Source organism: Streptomyces panacea (genome assembly GCF_040560175.1).
GTDB classification, from domain to species: Bacteria; Actinomycetota; Actinomycetes; order Streptomycetales; family Streptomycetaceae; genus Streptomyces; species Streptomyces panacea.
This window is the reverse complement of record NZ_JARJHW010000151.1, coordinates 1-17,998: the sequence shown is the minus strand read 5'-3', so window position 1 is coordinate 17,998 and position 17,998 is coordinate 1. Positions and strand designations below refer to the sequence as shown.

The 17,998-nt window shown below is 69.1% G+C and carries 14 protein-coding genes, 1 tRNA gene, 1 other RNA gene and 2 pseudogenes; 11 read left to right on the top strand and 7 right to left on the bottom strand.

The window, feature by feature from the left end; genetic code table 11:
* Positions 1 to 1,340, bottom strand: a 1,340-nt coding sequence (locus P3L51_RS27485; protein ID WP_354607993.1) for a DNA polymerase III subunit gamma and tau, incomplete at its 3' end; no start/stop codon positions are given.
* A gap of 45 nt (positions 1,341 to 1,385) precedes the next feature.
* An RNA gene (ffs, locus tag P3L51_RS27480) (signal recognition particle sRNA small type) lies at positions 1,386 to 1,480 on the bottom strand.
* A gap of 73 nt (positions 1,481 to 1,553) precedes the next feature.
* On the opposite strand from ffs, the gene P3L51_RS27475 reads away from it, so the two are divergent.
* Positions 1,554 to 1,641 (top strand) — tRNA-Ser (locus P3L51_RS27475).
* 212 nt (positions 1,642 to 1,853) lie between these two features.
* On the opposite strand, the gene P3L51_RS27470 is transcribed toward P3L51_RS27475, so the two are convergent.
* Entirely contained in the window at positions 1,854 to 2,837 is a 984-nt protein-coding gene (locus P3L51_RS27470; RefSeq protein ID WP_354607992.1) for an Acg family FMN-binding oxidoreductase, read from the bottom strand.
* Between the two features lie 228 nt (positions 2,838 to 3,065).
* Between P3L51_RS27470 and P3L51_RS27465 the strand changes: the two genes are divergently transcribed.
* The 6 genes and pseudogenes from P3L51_RS27465 (at position 3,066) to P3L51_RS27440 (ending at position 7,422) form a co-directional block, all read left to right on the top strand.
* Positions 3,066 to 3,755, top strand: coding sequence for a CBS domain-containing protein (locus tag P3L51_RS27465; protein ID WP_354607991.1), 690 nt, complete (start codon positions 3,066 to 3,068; stop codon positions 3,753 to 3,755).
* Positions 3,752 to 3,838 (top strand): annotated as a pseudogene (locus P3L51_RS27460) (universal stress protein); the annotation flags it as partial. The gene P3L51_RS27465 and the pseudogene P3L51_RS27460, both read left to right, overlap by 4 nt.
* Before the next feature lie 102 nt (positions 3,839 to 3,940).
* Positions 3,941 to 4,210: pseudogene (locus P3L51_RS27455) on the top strand (hypothetical protein); the annotation flags it as partial.
* Entirely contained in the window at positions 4,155 to 4,868 is a 714-nt protein-coding gene (locus tag P3L51_RS27450; RefSeq protein ID WP_354607990.1) for a helix-turn-helix domain-containing protein, read from the top strand. The pseudogene P3L51_RS27455 and the gene P3L51_RS27450, both read left to right, overlap by 56 nt.
* Positions 4,869 to 5,069: 201 nt before the next feature.
* A complete protein-coding gene (locus P3L51_RS27445) occupies positions 5,070 to 6,788 on the top strand; it encodes a sensor histidine kinase (protein ID WP_354607989.1) in 1,719 nt (572 codons plus the stop codon).
* A 223-nt stretch (positions 6,789 to 7,011) separates the two neighbouring features.
* Positions 7,012 to 7,422, top strand: coding sequence for a cyclic nucleotide-binding domain-containing protein (locus P3L51_RS27440; protein WP_354607988.1), 411 nt, complete (start codon positions 7,012 to 7,014; stop codon positions 7,420 to 7,422).
* Between the two features lie 133 nt (positions 7,423 to 7,555).
* On the opposite strand, the gene P3L51_RS27435 is transcribed toward P3L51_RS27440, so the two are convergent.
* Positions 7,556 to 8,281: a response regulator gene (locus P3L51_RS27435; protein ID WP_354607987.1), complete on the bottom strand. Its 726-nt coding sequence runs from the start codon at positions 8,279 to 8,281 to the stop codon at positions 7,556 to 7,558.
* 214 nt (positions 8,282 to 8,495) lie between these two features.
* Here P3L51_RS27435 and P3L51_RS27430 point away from each other — a divergent pair, with 214 nt between their 5' ends.
* A complete protein-coding gene (locus P3L51_RS27430; RefSeq protein ID WP_354607986.1) occupies positions 8,496 to 9,095 on the top strand; it encodes a hypothetical protein in 600 nt (199 codons plus the stop codon).
* Positions 9,092 to 11,578 (top strand): glycoside hydrolase family 65 protein, encoded by a 2,487-nt coding sequence (locus tag P3L51_RS27425; RefSeq protein ID WP_354607985.1) that lies wholly within the window; start codon positions 9,092 to 9,094, stop codon positions 11,576 to 11,578. The genes P3L51_RS27430 and P3L51_RS27425 overlap by 4 nt, the downstream gene beginning before the upstream one ends.
* A 164-nt stretch (positions 11,579 to 11,742) precedes the next feature.
* Here P3L51_RS27425 and P3L51_RS27420 read toward each other — a convergent pair whose 3' ends face one another.
* Positions 11,743 to 12,429 carry a CBS domain-containing protein gene (locus tag P3L51_RS27420; protein WP_354607984.1) on the bottom strand — a complete coding sequence of 229 codons (687 nt, stop codon included), beginning with the start codon at positions 12,427 to 12,429 and terminating at the stop codon, positions 11,743 to 11,745.
* 276 nt (positions 12,430 to 12,705) lie between these two features.
* Here P3L51_RS27420 and P3L51_RS27415 point away from each other — a divergent pair, with 276 nt between their 5' ends.
* Both P3L51_RS27415 and P3L51_RS27410 read left to right on the top strand, forming a co-directional pair.
* Positions 12,706 to 13,350, top strand: coding sequence for a helix-turn-helix domain-containing protein (locus tag P3L51_RS27415; protein ID WP_354607983.1), 645 nt, complete (start codon positions 12,706 to 12,708; stop codon positions 13,348 to 13,350).
* A gap of 295 nt (positions 13,351 to 13,645) precedes the next feature.
* Positions 13,646 to 13,879 (top strand): NUDIX domain-containing protein, encoded by a 234-nt coding sequence (locus tag P3L51_RS27410; protein WP_354607982.1) that lies wholly within the window; start codon positions 13,646 to 13,648, stop codon positions 13,877 to 13,879.
* Positions 13,880 to 13,972: 93 nt separating this feature from the next.
* Here the strand turns inward: P3L51_RS27410 and P3L51_RS27405 are convergent, their stop codons facing one another.
* Positions 13,973 to 15,742 carry a hypothetical protein gene (locus P3L51_RS27405; RefSeq protein WP_354607981.1) on the bottom strand — a complete coding sequence of 590 codons (1,770 nt, stop codon included), beginning with the start codon at positions 15,740 to 15,742 and terminating at the stop codon, positions 13,973 to 13,975.
* A gap of 75 nt (positions 15,743 to 15,817) precedes the next feature.
* The gene (locus P3L51_RS27400) at positions 15,818 to 17,155 is read right to left on the bottom strand and encodes a PIN-like domain-containing protein (protein WP_354607980.1); all 1,338 of its coding nucleotides are present in this window, start codon (positions 17,153 to 17,155) and stop codon (positions 15,818 to 15,820) included.
* Between the last annotated feature and the right edge of the window lie 843 nt (positions 17,156 to 17,998).

Sequence of the window (17,998 nt, the reverse complement as noted above, 5' to 3'; positions counted from 1 at the left end):
GGCTCGGGAGGCGTGGCCACCGGCCCGGGCCCGGGCGTACCGCCGCCCTCGCCTCCCCCACCGCCCTGTACGGCGGCCCGCGCCGCCACGGGTCCGCTGCCCGGTCCCGCGGGGTGGGCCTCGGGCCCGGGGACGTACCCCATGGCGGGGGCGGGCCCCCCGGTGGAGAACGCCGCCGCGGACACCCCCCGCTCCAGCCGGTCGAGCCGCGTCTGTACGGACCGTTCGTCGTCGAAGGCGGCGGGCAGCAGCACGCGCGCGCAGATCAGTTCGAGCTGGAGCCTGGGTGAGGTGGCGCCCCGCATCTCGGTGAGCCCGGTGTTGACGAGGTCGGCGGCCCGGCTCAACTCGGCGGCCCCGAAGACCGACGCCTGGTCCTGCATCCGCTGGACCACGTCGTCGGGCGCGTCGATGAGCCCCTTCGTACCGGCGTCCGGAACGGCGGCCAGGATGACCAGGTCCCGCAGCCGCTCCAACAGGTCGGCGACGAAGCGCCGCGGGTCGTTGCCGCCCTCGATGACCCGGTCCACGACCTCGAAGGCCGCCGCCCCGTCGCCCGCCGCGAAGGCGTCGATCGCGGAATCGAGCAGCGAACTGTCCGTGTACCCGAGCAGCGCCGTCGCCATGGCGTACGTCACACCGTCCTCGGCGGCACCCGCGAGGAGCTGGTCCATGACGGACATCGAGTCCCGCACGGACCCGGCACCGGCCCGCACGACGAGCGGCAGCACACCTTCGGCGACCGGGATCCGCTCCTCGCCGCACACCTTGCCGAGGTAGTCCCGCAGCGTCCCGGGCGGCACCAGCCGGAACGGATAGTGGTGCGTACGCGACCGGATCGTGCCGATGACCTTCTCGGGCTCGGTGGTCGCGAAGATGAACTTGAGATGCTCCGGCGGCTCCTCGACGACCTTCAGCAGGGCGTTGAAGCCCGCCGGGGTGACCATGTGCGCCTCGTCGATGATGTAGATCTTGTAACGACTGCCGGCCGGCCCGAAGAAGGCCTTCTCGCGCAGATCACGGGCGTCGTCCACACCACCGTGCGAAGCGGCGTCGATCTCGATGACATCGATCGACCCGGGCCCGGTCCTGGCCAGGTCCTGACAGGACTGGCAGACCCCGCAGGGGGTCGGCGTGGGCCCCTGCTCGCAGTTCAGACAGCGCGCGAGGATGCGCGCACTGGTGGTCTTCCCACAGCCCCGCGGCCCGCTGAACAGGTACGCGTGATTGACCCGGTTGTTGCGCAGGGCCTGCTGCAGCGGGTCAGTGACATGCTCCTGCCCGATGACCTCGGCGAACGACTCGGGGCGGTAACGGCGGTACAGCGCTAGGGACGACACACCTACGACGATATCGGCCCGCTACGACATCCCACCCCCGCCAACGCAGACGCCCCCCACGCACCCGCCAGAGCCAACCTACCCTTGCTGCCTTCCGGCCCTGGGGGAGTTCAGTCAGATAGCGCCACGTGAGGGGCTGCGCTCACAGTACCCGATGCCCACCCCCGACAACGAGTTCGCGAGCACCGCTCAACGTCTTGTATGGTTCGTCGCGGAGGATTCGCCTAGTGGCCTAGGGCGCACGCTTGGAAAGCGTGTTGGGGGCAACCCCTCACGAGTTCGAATCTCGTATCCTCCGCCATTGCTCTCACCGGGCAATAGTTGAAGGCCCGCCGTCGCTAGCGATGGCGGGCCTTCGACGTGTGTGGTTGCAGTTCTGGTCGCAGTTGCCGCGATCGGACCGGCACCTCGGTGAACGAGGCCGCCCCGAAGGCTCCGTCCGGTTCGCAAGTGGGGTTCACCGCGAACGGGCAACGCCATAGCCCTTCTTATGCGTCCAGGAAGATCCCTTGCTCAGTCGGCGAACGTCAGCACCTCACGCACGGGCCGACGTTGTGTCCTCGGTCCGCGGGGGCCGTATCCCAGCCGGAGGATCATCTGCACATGCCCCGAGCCTGAGACCGGATCGCGCAGCAGCCACCGCAGGTCGGACCATTCGAGCGCCTGGGTGGCGAACGAACTCGTCAGCCCGTGCCCCGTGGCGACGAGGAGCAGCCGCTCCAGTGCCTGTCCCGCCCGCAGCCAGTCGGCGGGACCGTCCGCCGCCGTGCTGAGGAGGGCCAGCTGGGGCCGATCCTCGAAGTCGGCCGTGGGCCGGCCGCTCACCGCGTCGAGCCCGGCGAAGTCGCGGGCCGGGGCGGTTCCACCGCGCTTGCGCGGCCCGAAGGCGTAGTCCGGCACCCCGTCGGTGGTTCCGTCGGTCTTGGAGTTCCTGGTCCAGCTCGCTCGTTCGGCGTCCCGCTCGGGGTCCATGAGGTTGTAGCTCTCGCCGTCTCGGATCAGATCCAGCACGGCATGAAGGTGCGGGGGCGAGAGAAAGACCAGTTCGGCGCCTTCCAGCCGGGCCGCTTCCCCGAGCGTTTCCCGCAGTGCGGTGGGAATCCGACGCTCGGAGAACGGGAACCGGCTCGTGTGCCGTTCGCGAATCGCCGGATACAGGTCGCCGAGAGCGTCCACCGACGTGCGGGCTCCGACACGTACGGTCGCCAGCAGCCTCGGAGCCGCCGGATCGGGCAGCAGCGTCGTCTCGACGCGCCGCCCGAGGTGTGCGAGTGCCACCCGCAGGTTCAGGAGGGCGGCTCCGCACCCGACGTGCAGGCCGTGTCCGTCCCGGTCCTCGTGCGGCATGGCGCGGGCAAGGTCCGCGGACAACGTGAAGGTCCCCGTGCTCGGGGCGTACCGGAACAGCCACGGCTGTGCGTTGTGCATCGACGGTGCGGCGGTGGCGTCGGACACGAGCTCCGTCACTGTCCGTTCGTCGATCGTCTCTACGGACACGGTGCCTCCTGGACCTTGTCGTCCTTCCAGCGTGGCGGCACCGCCGGGTTCGGGGGAGGGGCCGACAGTCCCCCGCCCGGAGCCCTGTCGACCCCCTGTGGACGCCCCTCCCGGGGCCTGTCGCCGCCCGATAGGGCTGAGTGGCACCTGGGGTGCCGTGCCGACGGGAGTCAGGATTGAAGGCGTGACCGCGGCTGGGCGGCCACAGCCCTGGAAGGAGTGCAGGACATGGACCACCGAAGCATCGGTGAACTCATGACCCGCGACGTCGTGAGCGTGCGACTCGACACCCCGTTCAAGGAGATCGCCAGAGCCCTGTCGGATCACGGCATCGGCGCCGTGCCCGTGCTGGACGACGGGAGCCGTCCGGTCGGCGTCGTCTCCGAGGCCGACCTGCTGCGCAAGGCGGCCAACAGATCCGACATGTCAGGCAGGACGCCACTGCCCCACCTCGAAGCATGGGAACGCGCCAGGGCGGAGGGCGTGGTCGCAGCGGAGATCATGACCGCCCCGGCCATCTGCGCGCACCCCCGGTGGACGGTCGTGGAGGCCGCGCGCCTCATGGCTGACGAACACGTCAAACGGCTGCCCGTGGTGGACGAGACGGACAAGCTGCTGGGCATCGTCAGCCGGTCCGACCTCCTGCGTGTCTTTCTCCGACGGGACAGCGCCATCCGCGAGGAGATCTCGCGGGACATCCTGGCGCGGACACTGCGGCTGGCACCGTCGGCCGTGATGGCCGACGTCGAGGAGGGGCAGGTCTCGCTCCACGGCGCGGTGGACGACGAACACACGGTCGCGGTTCTTCTGCGGCTGTGCGGCAGCGTGGACGGTGTCGTGGCGGTCTCCGAAGACCTCAAACATCCGTCGGAGGAGACCGGCCTCGGCGAATCCGCCGGAAGGCGGAGGGCATCATGAACCGGGCGGTCACCGTCGGCCTGGACGGCACGCCCGAGTCCCTCACCGCCGCGCCCTGGGCCGCGCGGGAGGCGCGGCTGCGCAGGGCGACCTCGCGGTCATCCGCAGGGCGACCTTGCGGATGACGGACACGTGGGTCCTGCTCTCCGACGAGCGGGACCACCCGTCCATCGAGGGGGACGACCCCGGCCGCGCTCCATCCGGAGGACCTGTGGATCAAGGACGTGACGATCACGACCGGCTCGGTGGGAAGCCGTCCGGTGTCAACGGGGTCCCTGGTCACGCACAGCTTCACCCTCGACCAGATGGAAGAGGCTTACGGGGTCTTCACCGCCGCGGCCGACAGCGGGGCGCTGAAGGTTGTCCTGGAGAGAACGGCAGCACGAGGAGGCGACCGCGATGACCGACCGGGACCGGGGTTCCTTGCCCGGCACCTCCGTCACGCACGGGTCTGATCTGGGCCGTCGCGTAGCGGCCCGGCGTCAGGAAATGGGGCTGACGCGTGAAGACGTGGCGGTGCGGGCGGGCTCGGCCCCCGGCTACATCCAGTACCTGGAGGAGCGGGCGGCAGCGCCCGGGACCGGCTTCCTGCTGCGTCTGGCCGACGCGCTGGAGACCACGGTCACGGAGCTGGTCGGCGGGACGGCGGATCTTCCGCCCGGCCTCGGGGCGGCAGGCCGTGATCCGGAGCTGACCGCCTTGTCCGCCGAGGAGTGCAGGCACCTTCTGTCCACCCACGGAGTGGGAAGGGTGGCCGTCACCCCGCACGGCAGTCCGGCCGTCTTCCCCGTCAACTACACGGTCGACGGGGATCTGGTGGCTTTCCGGACATCGCCGGAAGGTGGGCCGGCAGCGGCCCAGGGCCATGAAGTCGCTTTCGAGGTGGACCACATCGACGAAGCGTTCAGTCAGGGCTGGAGCGTCCTCGTCGTCGGTGGCGCCCAGGCGGTAACCGATCCCGGGCGGGTACTGCGTCTGGAAGAGCTGGCTCACACCACCCCTTGGGCCGGCGGCGACCGCGGGCTGTGGATCGTCGTCACCCCGACCGAGGTCACCGGGCGCCGGATCGACCTGGGCCGGAATCGGAGTCCGTCGGCTCCGCCCCCGGCCTGAGGAGGCGCGTCCGCCTGAGGCGGCCCGTCCGCCTGACACCGCCCGCCTCCCCTGGCGGCGGTCCGGGATCCGAGAACGGGGCGGCACTTCGGGATGCGGTGACGAAAGCAGTCGCTACCGTGAGAAACGCGGGTCGAAGAGGGGCCCGACAACGCGGGTCGAAGAGGGGCCCGACGGCAGCACTGCCCCGACGGAGGATTCGTGGCCGACGACCCGGGCAGGTACGGCGACGGCGTACCGGAACGGCAAGGCGTCCTGCCCGAAGAGCTGTGGGCCCAGCTCGGCACCGTGCAGGACGGCAATCCCGAATCGGTGCAGAGCCTGCTCCAGGCCGTGCTCTCGGTCGGACGGGGACTGGACCTACCCCAAGTACTGCGGCGCATCGTGGAAGCGGCGGTGGTGCTGGTCGATGCCGAGTACGGAGCGCTGGGTGTCGTGGAGGAGGACATGCGCCTCTCCCAGTTCGTGACTGTCGGCGTGGACCAGGACCAGGCAGCCGCCATCGGACATCTTCCCCGTGGACACGGCATCCTGGGTGAACTCATCCGTCATCCCGAGCCGCTGCGTCTGTCGGATCTCACGAGCCATCCGGCGTCCTACGGATTTCCGTCGAACCATCCCCCCATGCACTCGTTCCTCGGCGTGCCGATCAGGGTCCGCGACGACGTGTTCGGCAACCTCTACCTGACCGAGAAGCGCGGCGGCGGGGATTTCGACCACGACGACGAGACCGTGCTCGCCACTCTCGCCGTGGCCGCCGGAGTGGCGATCGAGAACGCACGGCTCTACGAGACCGCACGGGACAGGCAGAGCTGGCTGCGGGCCAACGCCGAGGTCGTGGCCGAACTGCTGTCAGGGGCGGACGAGACACAGGCGCTGCGACTGATCGTGGACAGGGCGAGTCATATCCTCGCCGCCGATCTGGGGGTCCTCGCTCTCCCTGACAGGGGCGGCACGCAGCTCCGTGTCGCTCTCGCCGTCGGAGTCGACGCCGATGCCCACCGGGGTCTGCTTCTTCCGCGCGAGGGTTCGTTCAGCGGTGCCGCTCTGCGCGCCGGCAAGCCGCTCATCAGCGCCGATGTCGAGCACGACCCCAGGATTACCGCCGGCCCGCCGCGGTGGGCCGGTCTGGGACCGGCCGTCGCGGTACCGATGATCGCCAGCGAGGAGGTGCGCGGTGTCCTTCTGCTGGCCAGGCTCAGCTCGGGCGCCCTGTTCACCCCGGCCGAGACCGCTCCCCTCCAGACGTTCGCCGCACAGGCTGCACTGGCCATGGAACTCGCCGAACGCCGGCATGCCTCCGAGCAGATGTCCGTGCTGGAGGACCGTGACCGCATTGCCCAGGACCTGCACGATCTGGCGATCCAGCGACTCTTCGCCACGGGGATGACCCTGCAGAGCGTCGTCCGGTTCGTCGACCATCCCGGAGCCCAGGAGCGGCTGCTGCGGGCCGTGGACGACCTCGACGAGACCATCAAGATCATTCGCTCGACAATCTTCGGGCTGCGCGTCCAGGAAGCGGGGCGGTCCAAACGCGGGCTCAGGTCCCGCGCCACCGACACGGTCCAGCAGGCGGTGCGCTCTCTCGGTTTCACGCCGTCCCTGCGCATGGAGGGCCTGCTCGACACGGATGTGCCACCGGAGACCGCCGAGCATGTCGTCGCCGTCCTCGCGGAGGCGCTCAGCAACGTCACACGGCACGCACACGCCACCTCGGCGTCCGTGTCCCTGGTGGTCCGCGGCGGAACACTGACGCTGTCGGTCTCGGACAACGGACTGGGGATCGGGACGAACCGCCGGCGAAGCGGCCTGGGAAACCTCGCCAAGCGGGCCCATGGACTGGGCGGCACCATGACGGTCGAAGCGCCCGAAGACGGAGGTACGCGGCTCGTATGGACGGTGCCGGTCGTCCCGCGGTGATCCCGGCGTCCGGACATCCGCCCGGGTGGTGGGAGCCAGGGGGCCGTTCGGGCCACCCGTGATGCCGGACGGCCCCTGCTCGTCGGTCGGCCACGGCAGGCATCCTTGGAGGCAAGACCCGTCCGGCGGGGTTGGCAGGACAACCGCCGGAGCGGACCCGGGAGGTACGGCCATGTCCATGACTCTGCTGAACACTCTGCCCCTTCAGGGAAGGGAGCGTCTGATGGAATTCGCCCGGCCGGTGTCCATCCCGGCGGGTACCCGGATCTTCGAGGACCGGGGTCCGGCGGACCGGTTCTGGGTCATCCGGACCGGAGCGGTCAACCTCGATCTGCGCGGCCCCGGACGGGACGTGGGCACGCTGGACATGCTGGGCCACGGCGACCTCCTGGGATGGTCGTGGCTGGTACCGCCGTACACCTGGCATCTGGGCGCCGAAGCCTTCAGCCTGGTCCGAGCGGACGAGTTCGACGCACGAGCCGTACGCGCCCTGTGCAACGAGGATCCCGTCCTCGGGCTCGCGCTGACCCGGCGTGTGCTGGAAGTGGTGGCGGACCGCCTCCAGGCGACCCGTGTCCGTCTCCTGGGCATCGACGCCGCGTACGAGAGCGAGCGCGCACTGCCGGTCGAGTGACGAGCCGGCACCCGGCCCGTGCCCGTGCGAGCGGCCCGTGCCCGTGCGAGCCGACACCCGGGCCGTGCCCGTGCGGCGGCTCATCCCAGGGAGCCGGATCCGCTCCGCTCCCAGGAAACCGGATCCGCGCTGATCAGCGCCAGCCGCCGCCGCGGACGTCGGAGGAGCCCGTGCCGTCGTGGGCCCGGGAAGCCGCCTGTGTGGCGAGAACAGCGGCCTGGATACGCCGCTCGACACCGAGTTTGGCAAGCAGCCGCGAGATGTGATTCTTGACCGTCTTCTCGGACAGGTAGATCCGTCCGCCGATCTCGCGGTTGGTGAGCCCTTCCCCGATCAACGCGAGAATCTCCCGCTCACGGGGAGTGAGCTGCGACAGGGCGTCCTGCTCGTGCTCCGTATCGTCCTCGTCGCCGCGGAGACTCCTCATCAGCCGGGTCGTGGTCGCCGGGTCGAGCATGGACTGCCCGGAGGCGACCGTCCGCACGGCGGCCACCAGGTCCGATCCGTTGATTTCCTTCAGCACATATCCCGCCGCCCCGGCCATGATCGCGTCGAGGAGTGCGTCGTCGTCGTCGAACGACGTGAGCATCAGGCACGCGAGGCCGGGCATGAGCGAGCGCAGTTCCCGGCAGACCGTGATTCCGTCACCGTCGGGAAGCCGTACGTCGAGCACGGCGACATCCGGGCGCAGCGCCGGGCCCCGGGCCAGCGCGTGGGCCGCCGTACCCGTGTCGCCGACCACCTCGATATCAGGTTCGGCGTCGAGAAGATCCTGTACGCCGCGCCGGACGACCTCGTGGTCGTCGAGCAGGAAGACCCGGATCGGGTTCGACGGCGAAAACTCACGTACCTCGCTCATGTCGGCCCTTCCGCCGCTCGTGGACCAAGCCCGGCTTCCATCCTTGCCCACCTTCCGGGGCCCGGCCAGGGCCGAACGGGCCCATGCGCCACCCGCCCGGTCTCCCACGTTCAGGGGCCGACAGGGCCCCGGGCCGGGACCTGTGGTGCGTTGGCCGGGAGTGCCCGCCGGGGGGAGGCTTGAAGTCGGCCCAGGCTTCATTCCGGAGGAAGCGATGCGAGACGCGAGCACGTCGGCACACGAGCCGGTCACCGCCACGGCACTGGACGAGTTGCTGCGCGGCTACGGTCACGAGGTGCCGCACGTCCACGGGGTGCCGCACGTCCACGAGATGCCGCACGTCACGGGAGACGAGCCGTACGCCGTCCACCGCGCCATGGCCGAGGGCATGGACACCGCGCCGGGCACCATCGCCCTCATCCAGCGCACCGGCCGCGGCCGAGACGTCACCGAACGCGCGCGCCGGCCCGTGATCGACCGTGACGCTCGCCCGGGAGGGGGCGAACGTGACGCTCGCCCCCTCGCGCACGTCCTGGCGTGCGCCCCCGAAGGTGCGCGCCGACGCGGCTCGAATCCGCGCGCCAATGGCGGTCCGCTCCCGCGGGACCTGCCCGTACCGGCCCTGGAGCCGTACGCCGTGCAGGTCGACCGTCCCGGCGCGAGCCCGCACGAACCGACACGCGTGCTGGGCGACCTGCCCGTACCGGGCATGGAGGCCACGAGCGAGCGGCGGGAGCACGGGACGGACCTTCCCGAGGTGGCCGACCGGACCCGGCGGCCCGTCTCCGACGACGGCGACGGGCCCCCGCGTTGAGCCGCCACCGCGACGAGGGCCCGACGGCGCACGCGTGGACATGGACCTACGAGGGCTTCGAGCCGGAGCGAGAACGCCTGCGCGAAGCTCTGTGCACCCTGGGCAACGGCTACTTCGCCACCCGCGGATCCGCTTCGGAGACCACTGCGGGCGCCTCGCACCGGCCGGGCACCTACGCGGCGGGCTGCTACAACCGGTTGACGTCCGACGTCGCGGGACGCCGGGTCGAGAACGAGGACATGGTCAACCTGCCCAACTGGCTGCCGCTCCGCTACCGCGTACGCGTCGACGGCGCGCGCCCCGGACCATGGCTGTCGCCCGGCGGTGCCGAGCTGGTCGAGCACAGGCAGACGCTGGATCTTCGGCACGGCACACTCACCCGCCGGTCGGTGTACACGGCGGCCGAGGACGGCGGGGCACGCCGGCTACGCGTGGAACAGTGCCGGCTGGTTCATATGGAAGAGCCCCATCTGGCCGCGCAGCGAACCTCGTTCACCGCCGAGGGCTGGACGGGCGAAGTGGAGGTCGAAGCGGCCCTCGACGGCGATGTACGGAACACCGGCGTCGATCGCTACGCGGATCTCGCGAACCGGCACCTGACAAGGTGGCGTACCGGCACCGGGAGGCCCGGCACGGTGTGGCTGTGCTGTCGCACCCTCGACTCCGACATCCGTGTCGCGCTGGCCTCGCGGGTGCGGGTGGTCGGCCGCCGCGGCATCGAGGCCGACACGCGGCTCACCGACCGGCGGGCCGTCCAGAGCCTGACGATCCCAGTCGAGTGCGGCGCGACGGTGGTCGTCGACAAGACGGTCGCGTTGCACACCTCCCGCGATCCGGCGATCAGTGGTCCCCGGCGCGCCTCGATCGACGCCGTGGGGCGGGCCCCGGGTTTCCCACAGCTGCTCGCCTCGCACCACCGTGCCTGGGAGTACATCTGGCGGCGGGCGGCTCTGGACGTACCCGGCAAGGCGGGCACGATCCTGCGGCTGCACCTTTTCCACGTACTCCAGACCCTCTCGCCGCACACCGCCGAGCTGGATGTCGGGGTACCCGCGAGAGGGCTGCACGGCGAGGCGTACCGCGGACATGTCTTCTGGGACGAACTGTTCGTCCTGCCCTATCTGAACCTCCACTTCCCGGAGGTCTCCCGGGCGCTGCTCGGCTACCGGCACCGACGCCTGGCGGCGGCCTGCCGGGCCGCCGGGGACGCGGGACGCGTGGGGGCCATGTACCCGTGGCAGAGCGGGAGCGACGGGCGCGAGGAGGCGCCGGAACTCCACCTGAACCCTCGCTCGGGCCGCTGGCTGCCCGACCACTCCCATCTTCAGCACCACGTCGGATCGGCGGTCGCCTACAACGTGTGGCAGTACGCCCGGGCGAGCGGCGACAAGGAGTTTCTCTACGGCCAGGGCGCGGAGATGCTTGTCCAGATCGCCCGCTTCTGGGCGGACGCGGCTGTCTGGGACTCGTCGCTGGAGCGCTATCGCGTCCGGGGCGTGGTCGGTCCCGACGAGTACCACGACGCCTACCCGGGCTCCGCCGCGCCGGGGCTCGACGACAACGCGTACACGAACGTCACCGCCGCATGGGTACTGGCACGGGCACTGGAACTCAGCCGTGCCCTCCCGCACCCGCGTCGGCAGGAACTCTTCGAGCGCCTTCGGATGGATCCGGCCGAGCCGGAGCGCTGGGACGATGTCGCACACCGCCTCCACGTGCCGTACCACGAGGGCGTGATCAGCCAGTTCGAGGGATACGCGGATCTCGCCGAACTCGACTGGGACCGGTACCGCGACCAGCACGGCGACATCCGACGGCTGGACCGGATTCTGGAGGCCGAGGGGGATTCGGTCAACCGGTACAAGGCGTCGAAGCAGGCGGACGTGCTGATGCTCGGCTACCTCTTCTCCCCACGGGAACTCGCGGGTCTCTTCCAGCAGCTCGGTCACCGGCTCGACGACCAGTCCTGGCGTGCCACGATCGACTACTACCTGCCCCGCACCAGCCATGGGTCGACGCTCAGCGCCCTGGTCAGCGCGTGGGTGCTGGCCAGGGCACGCAGGAACGAGGCGTGGGCCTACGCCGAGGAGGCCCTCATCGGCGACGTGGCGGACATTCAGGGCGGCACCACGGGCGAGGGGATCCACCTGGGCGCCATGGCGGGGACCCTGGACTTCGTACAGCGCTGCCTGACGGGGCTGGAAACCCGCGACGACGGGCTGTGGATCGACCCCGCGCCGCTGCCGCAGCTGTCGAAGTTCCGGGTCGGCATCCGCTATCTGAACCACTGGGACGTGGACCTTCGGATCCGGGCACAGCGGGTGCGGGTCGCCGTGCCGGAGTCGAATGAGGATCCCGTACGCGTCCTGCTCGACGGGAGCGAGTCGGCGGTCGCGCCCGGTACCGCTCGATGGCTCGATCTGCCCGGGTTCAGCCTGGGGTCCGCGACGCGTCCGCCGACGGGGCCGGCAGGGTCATCGTGAACACGGTGCGGCCGGGTCGGCTTCCGACGTGCACCGACGGCTTCCCCGGTGAGACGGTCCCGGAACGGGGCGCGGAACAGGGCGCGGAACGGGGCGCGGAACGGAACAGGGCCCGTCCTGACCGGACAGCGGGCTCACGGAAGCACGGCTCTGGGCGGAGTCGTTCAGGGCCGGGGTTGCGACGACGAGAGGCCCATCGACGCGGCCTGCGGCCCCACCAGGTCGCACTCGACATCCACAACTCCCTCGACCGCCCGGACCATACGGGCCGCCACCGGGACAAGGGCGGTGTCCTGGACTACGCCGCTGAGCGTGACGACCCCTTCGGCGACCGTGACCAGTACGTTCTCGCGGGACACGCGGAAGAGAGGCTCGACCACCTCCGTGCGTACCTCCTCCGCGAGGTCGTCGTCGGACCGGAGGAACACCTTGAGCAGGTCGGAGCGGCTGACGATCCCGCGCAGCATCCCGGAGGCGTCGACCACCGGCAGCCGCTTCAGTCCGTCCTGCGCCATGGTCCGGGCCGCCTGAGCCAGTGTGGCGTCCTCCCGGACCGTGACGGCGGGCACGCTCATGAGCTCGCGCGCCGACACCGCGCCTGCCTTGCGCAGGTCGCCGAGACGGCGCATCTGCTCCAGACGGCTGGGGTCCACGTCCCGGAATTCCTCCTTGTCGAGCAGGTCGGCCTCGGAGACCACCCCGGTGACACGTCCGTCGCCCTCAAGAACCGGAACGGCACTCACCTTCCACTTCCTCAAGGTCTCGACGATCTCCTTGAACCCGGCCCGCGGAGCGACCGCGACGACGGGGTTCGTCATCACATCGGCAACCACGTACGGCGTGTGACGCATGGTCCCTCCTCGATCGGGCCTTCTCTCCACTCCCCAAGTGTGGCCGCGCCGAGCGGGACTCAGGAGGGGCCGACAGGCCCTGACCGGGGGCTGAAGGGGCAATCGCCCGTACGGTGCCTGTCGGCCTGACGCTCCGCGAAAGGACCAGTCGGGCACCGTCCCGCTGGCGAGGTGCCGAGTCCCCGTGTTCATCTGGGAACGGTTCCAAGAGCGTCGGCGATGGAGGCGAGGGTGGGGCAGGACGAGCGGGCAGCATCGGACGGCGGGGCAGAGGACGTGCCCAGAACGTCGGAGGACGTGGCCGACCGGGTGGAGCTGCGCCGGATCCAGCTGGGGCTCTCGCTGTCCGAGCTGGCGCACCGCGCGCGGATGTCCCCGTCCTACCTGCGGGAGCTGGCATCGCTGCGCGGCGACTTCGACCCGGAGGGACTGACCCGGCTGGCCGAGGCGCTGGACATGACGTCCGACGAACTGCTTCACGGACGCGTCGATCCGCCGCCTGGTCAGGCGAACGCCGGAGCCCATCCACGTCTGATGCGACTCACGGAGCGCGACTGCTGGGACCGGCTCGGAACACACGGGGTCGGGCGCCTGGGGCTCCGAGGGGATACCGCGCCCGTGATCGTCCCGGTCAACTTTCTCGTCGACGGCCGGAGCGTGGTGTACCGGACCCGGCCCGGAAGCGTCGGTGCGGTCGGCGCGGGCACACCACTCGCCTTCGAGGCCGACCGTCTGGACGAGGAGCGGATGCGTGGCTGGAGCGTGCTGCTGACGGGGGCGGCCGAGCACGTCACAGATCCCGCGACCACGGACACCCTCGCCGACCGGGCGGGATCACGCCCCTGGGCGGGCGGGTCGCGGCCGCTGTGGATCCGGCTGCTGCCGGAGGAGATCACCGGGCGGGTCATCGACATCGCCTGAACGTGACTTACGCGGTCACCGAGATCGGACCGATCCCTCCTACTTCCCCGACCGGCTCATGCCCGAGTACACCCAACTGCGTGTTTCTCATCCCATGGCTTGTAGCGGGTTACCGACGAAATGCGCATGCTGAGGTGACGGAATGCCGGTCGCGCGGTCAGGGTGTCGGTTGTCTTGATCGTGTCGGGCGACGTTCCCGCCGCAGTGGTCTCCCAGCCTGGAACGAGACGCACACCGACCAAGCCCCGGGCCCAAGTCGTGGACGTCAGCCCTATTTCCCGCCGGTTCTCCTGCGGTGTCAGGATGGCAGCCCGGCGGCCACATCGAGCCTTCCGACAACACGCGCCTACAAGCCGCCGGCTGTGAACTCGCCGAAGAGACCGGCATCCCGCCCTGCGTCGTCACACCTCACAGCGAGATCCCGCTACACATCGAGGTCCACCACATCGACGCCAGCCCCACCAAGGACGAGCCCGCCCACCAGCACATCGACTTCCGCTTCCGCTTCCGTACCACCGCAGACCAGTGAGGGGCGGCGGCTCCCGAGCACGGCTACGATGCCGCCGTGCTCGGGGGCTCCGAGAGCGTGATCGGTTACGGCACTGCTTCCTTGGCCCGGGTCTTATTCGGCATCGCCGGTCCGGGCCTGGGATACAGACGGTTCCACAGATCTCGTACCGGCGCCCTCGCCCTTCGTGTCCGCCTCCAGCGGGGCATGGCGCCCCTGTTGGAGCTGAACTCGTTCGTCGTCCGGGATGTTCATCGACTCGGCCAGCACTGCGGCGAGCGCGGTCACGTCGGTGCTGTCGACGTCGGATTCGAAGAGCCACTGGATGTTGTCCTCGGGCGTAATGAGGTCGATCGCCAAGCGCCCGTTTCCGTCCCGTTTGGCCGGTGCTCGGATGTATCGCACTCGGTCTACCGGGATGTCATGGCCGATCTCACCCTGCCCGAGGAATGCGTTCGTCTTGGCCGTGATGATGCGGCGATCCGTGACGGCGACCAGATTCCTTGACGCCGTCTTATCCATCGCCGGCGCTACCTTCCCCTTCGCTCCGTCGAGGATCGCACCGATTCGAGCGGGGGCATCGAGACCGAGTACGCGGAGGGTCTCACCGTCCTCAAGGAACCATCGCAGGATACGAAGGTAACGCTCGACATCCTGTGACTTGGGCGCGCAGACGACAGCGGGTACTTGGAGTGGAGGGGCTGGTGAATGGAGAGCATCGGCAAGGGGCTGGACAGCCTCCAGAAGTTGAGCACTCGTGAGACGAGCCTTTTTCGCGTCCTTCCGCTTCCCTATCAGCGGCACTGTTGCGCGTCCGGGGAGCTCGGCAATGATCCGTAGCTCCCGCGTCAGCGAGTCGACGAGGCTCGTCGTCTCGGCCAGGGCCGAGTTGAACTCCTCGCCGGTCTCGCGCTCGATGATCTCGACGAGCCGTGCCTCGTCATCGTCTTTGCGTCCCGCGGCTCTCGCACGCGCAGCGTGGAGCGCCTGGTATCCGGTCCATGCCTTGAGCGATGACAGGAGGGCGTGGGCATCGAAGATGATCGCCCTGGCGTTTGTCTCGAGATACTGACGGCGGCCAGGTGTGTCGAGCTGACTGAGCTGTCGGACGTGTTCGCCGACGTTCAGACGGTACGTTTCTCGTTGCTTACGCAGGTCGTCGTCTTTGGCCGCGACTTTTTCCCACTCGGTCGTCGTGACCGATCCGAGCTCTCGCGCGCGGCCAACCGCGCGATCGACGGTGTCGACGAGCGCCGTCAGGTCGGCCCACTGCCCGTGGCGCATGGTCGTGAGGACCTGGCTTGTCAGCGCGATGTTGGTTCGTACGAGGCCCGCGACCTCGCTCAGCAGCATCTGAAGCGCGATCATGGCCAGTGCCGGCCCGATCGCGACGGCGACCTCCGCCGCGCTCACCGCAGCCACAGGAATCAAACGGGCCTGATGGACTACCCGGCCGTTGGCGAGCACCGCTCCGAGATTCGCGCCGTCCTTGGCTGCGAGCGCCCCGCCAGCGCTCAGATACGCCCGCGTCACGTCGCTGAGCCGGTAGATTCCCTCCACGCCGGCGAAGGCGTTTGCGAGGTTGCCGCCCACGGTCGCCGTGTTGGCGATCGAGGCGAGGACTGTCGAGATCCGCATGCGATCGTCAACCGACACGAGTCCCAGGTCGATCGGACAGAGCTCGAGCTCCGCGATGAGCTCCGGGGGGACCTCCCCGAAGGCGACGGCAACCCCCGGCCGCACCTCCATCAGGACCGTCGATGCCGCCGCCGAGTCGCTGCCCGAGTGGGGTGCCGGACAGTCCGCGGCACGTGAGTCGGTGGTATCGCTCCGATCGTTTCCCTCAGGCCCGGCGGCCTCTATCGAATCCGCTGGATCATGCATGTGATCTCCTCCCCGCGAGGGCGCCCAACGCCCCGACATAAAAGCTGCCCAACCCCAGGAACAGCAGAAACCCATTCAGGCCGACGACGGATCTTCGCCCAGGATCTTCTGCGCGATTGGCCGCAGCAGGGGAACGACCTCCTGCGCAATCCGGAAGCCCTTCGCCGAGACCGCATCAGAATCCCGATCGTAGACGGCGAAGAATAGATGCTCAGCGTCTCCGACTTCGACGCCGTTTTCTTCAAGTCTCTTCGTCGCTGTCTTAACAGGACGAGTAAACCCCCGGAGCATCCGTGTTTCCGCGTATCCGCCGATCTCGTAGACCTTCGCTCGGCTGACGAATCCGTCCTTCTGGGCAGCCTCTAGCATGGAATACGCCTGGACGTCAGCCTGACCGAGTAAGAGATCCACCAGAGCTTCGAGCGCTTCAGAGGTCCATTCCGGACCGCTGGGGGTGGTGGTCTGCAACTGCTCCAGATCTCTTACCGAAGCAGTCTCCACCTCGAGATCCAGAACCAGACGGGCCTGCTCCAACAGACCGCTCGGCTGAAGCATGAATAGTCGATGTCCCGTGCGGCGGAGCATCTCCTGCGTCAGTTCAGGGCGGGGCCTCGCCGCAACGTTTCCGTCGCGTTGCTTCCACCAGTCCTCTTTGCTGTCTCCCGTCACGAACAACACCTCGGAGCCAAGGCGCGTGGCTTCTACAAGGGTCTGCTCCCACACGAGATAGTCCCCTGCTGCCCGTTCATCAGACTTGGTCTTGAAGTCCTCGTAGCCGGGGGGAATCTCGTGCTCGCCGCGTCGCTTCGCCTCGATCAGTGCGGCCGCGTGTTCATGGTCGGCGAGTGGAGGGCCAATCCGACCCTGGAGTATCGGCTCCAGCCGTGCCAGTACGGGATCGGTGTTCGTGTCGGTGGCATCTGCGAGGGCGTCTTTGCCTGCCTGGCCGTCGATCAGGGACTGCAGACTGAGCAGAACGCTGTCGAGCTGCTCCCGTCGTTCGGCGATCATGCCGCTGATCTCCGCGTCGTCACCGACGTGGACCTGCTTCAGCCACCGATCGAGTGCGTCGCTGGCCGATCGGCCGGCCTTGATCAGGGCCGAGCGGACTTCCTTGGCCTTCAAACTGTGATGGCCAAGGATCGTGCTCTGCTCCCGAAGGCGCCAGAATTCGGTAAGGACCTGGTGCGGTACCCACAGACGTTCGCGCAACCGGTCCAGCACCGCGAGCAGGTCGCCCCTGGTCCGCTGGTTCGACCGGTAGAGGGTCAACAGCACGTTGGTGTCGACCACTACCAGCCCCGTCGCGAACAGCCGCTGAAAGTCCTCCGCGGACGGCGTTCGGTATTCGGCGAATCCGTCGAAGAGCCCGCGCCCACCACCGGCTTCGTCAGCGTGAGGCGAGTTCGTCACGCCATTGATCAATTTCCCCCCAAAGAATCACCCGCCGCAACAGCCCGGCCGGCTCCGTACCGATCATTCCGCAAGGACGCCCTCAAGATGTGCGAGTCGGCCACATTGAGTTGCCCTCCATGGCAGGACGAGACCCCTGGCCTGCCCCATCCCTGCCACCACCGGTGGCGGCGTGGTCTCGGGCCTGGTCCCATTCGGATCCGTTCGGGAGTGACCAATCGAGGTCGCCCGAATACTCGGCACCAGGTTCGGCACCAGGTCAGGATGCGTACAGCCGCCGTCGAGACCCCGGACGAACATTTGGAAAGCGTGTGTGTGTTGGGGGGGCAACCCCTCACGCGTTCGAATCTCGTATCCTCCGCAATTGCTCTCACCGGGCAACAGTTGAAGGCCCCCACTGCTGGCAGCGGGGGCCTTCGACCTTGTTCGTACGGGGTCGCGGGCGCGGGGGAATCAGTCGCGGCCGAAGATCTGCCCGCTGGGGCCGAGGTGCAGGAGTGCTGTCTTCTCCGTTGCGACAGTGGCAGGGCAGGGCAAGGCAGGATCGGGCCACCTGCGAGCGGGCGCGGAACGGCCTCCGGATGAACAGCCGCCGGTGATCGTCGGCGCCGCCCGGACATGACGACGCCGGGGTGCCTTTCGGCACCCCGGCGCGATGTCGGTGGCGAGGGAAGCGGAGGGGCTAATTCATTTGAGAAGTGAGAAGGAAGCCCGTCCATGGCCTCACCTCGGGTAACGCTAGCAGTCAGGACGGGATCAAGTCGCGGAGGTTTTCCGGGGTGATGATCCGGGAGTCCGGGTGGAGGCCCGGTGGGCGGGTCAGGCCGATGAAGGTGACCGGGG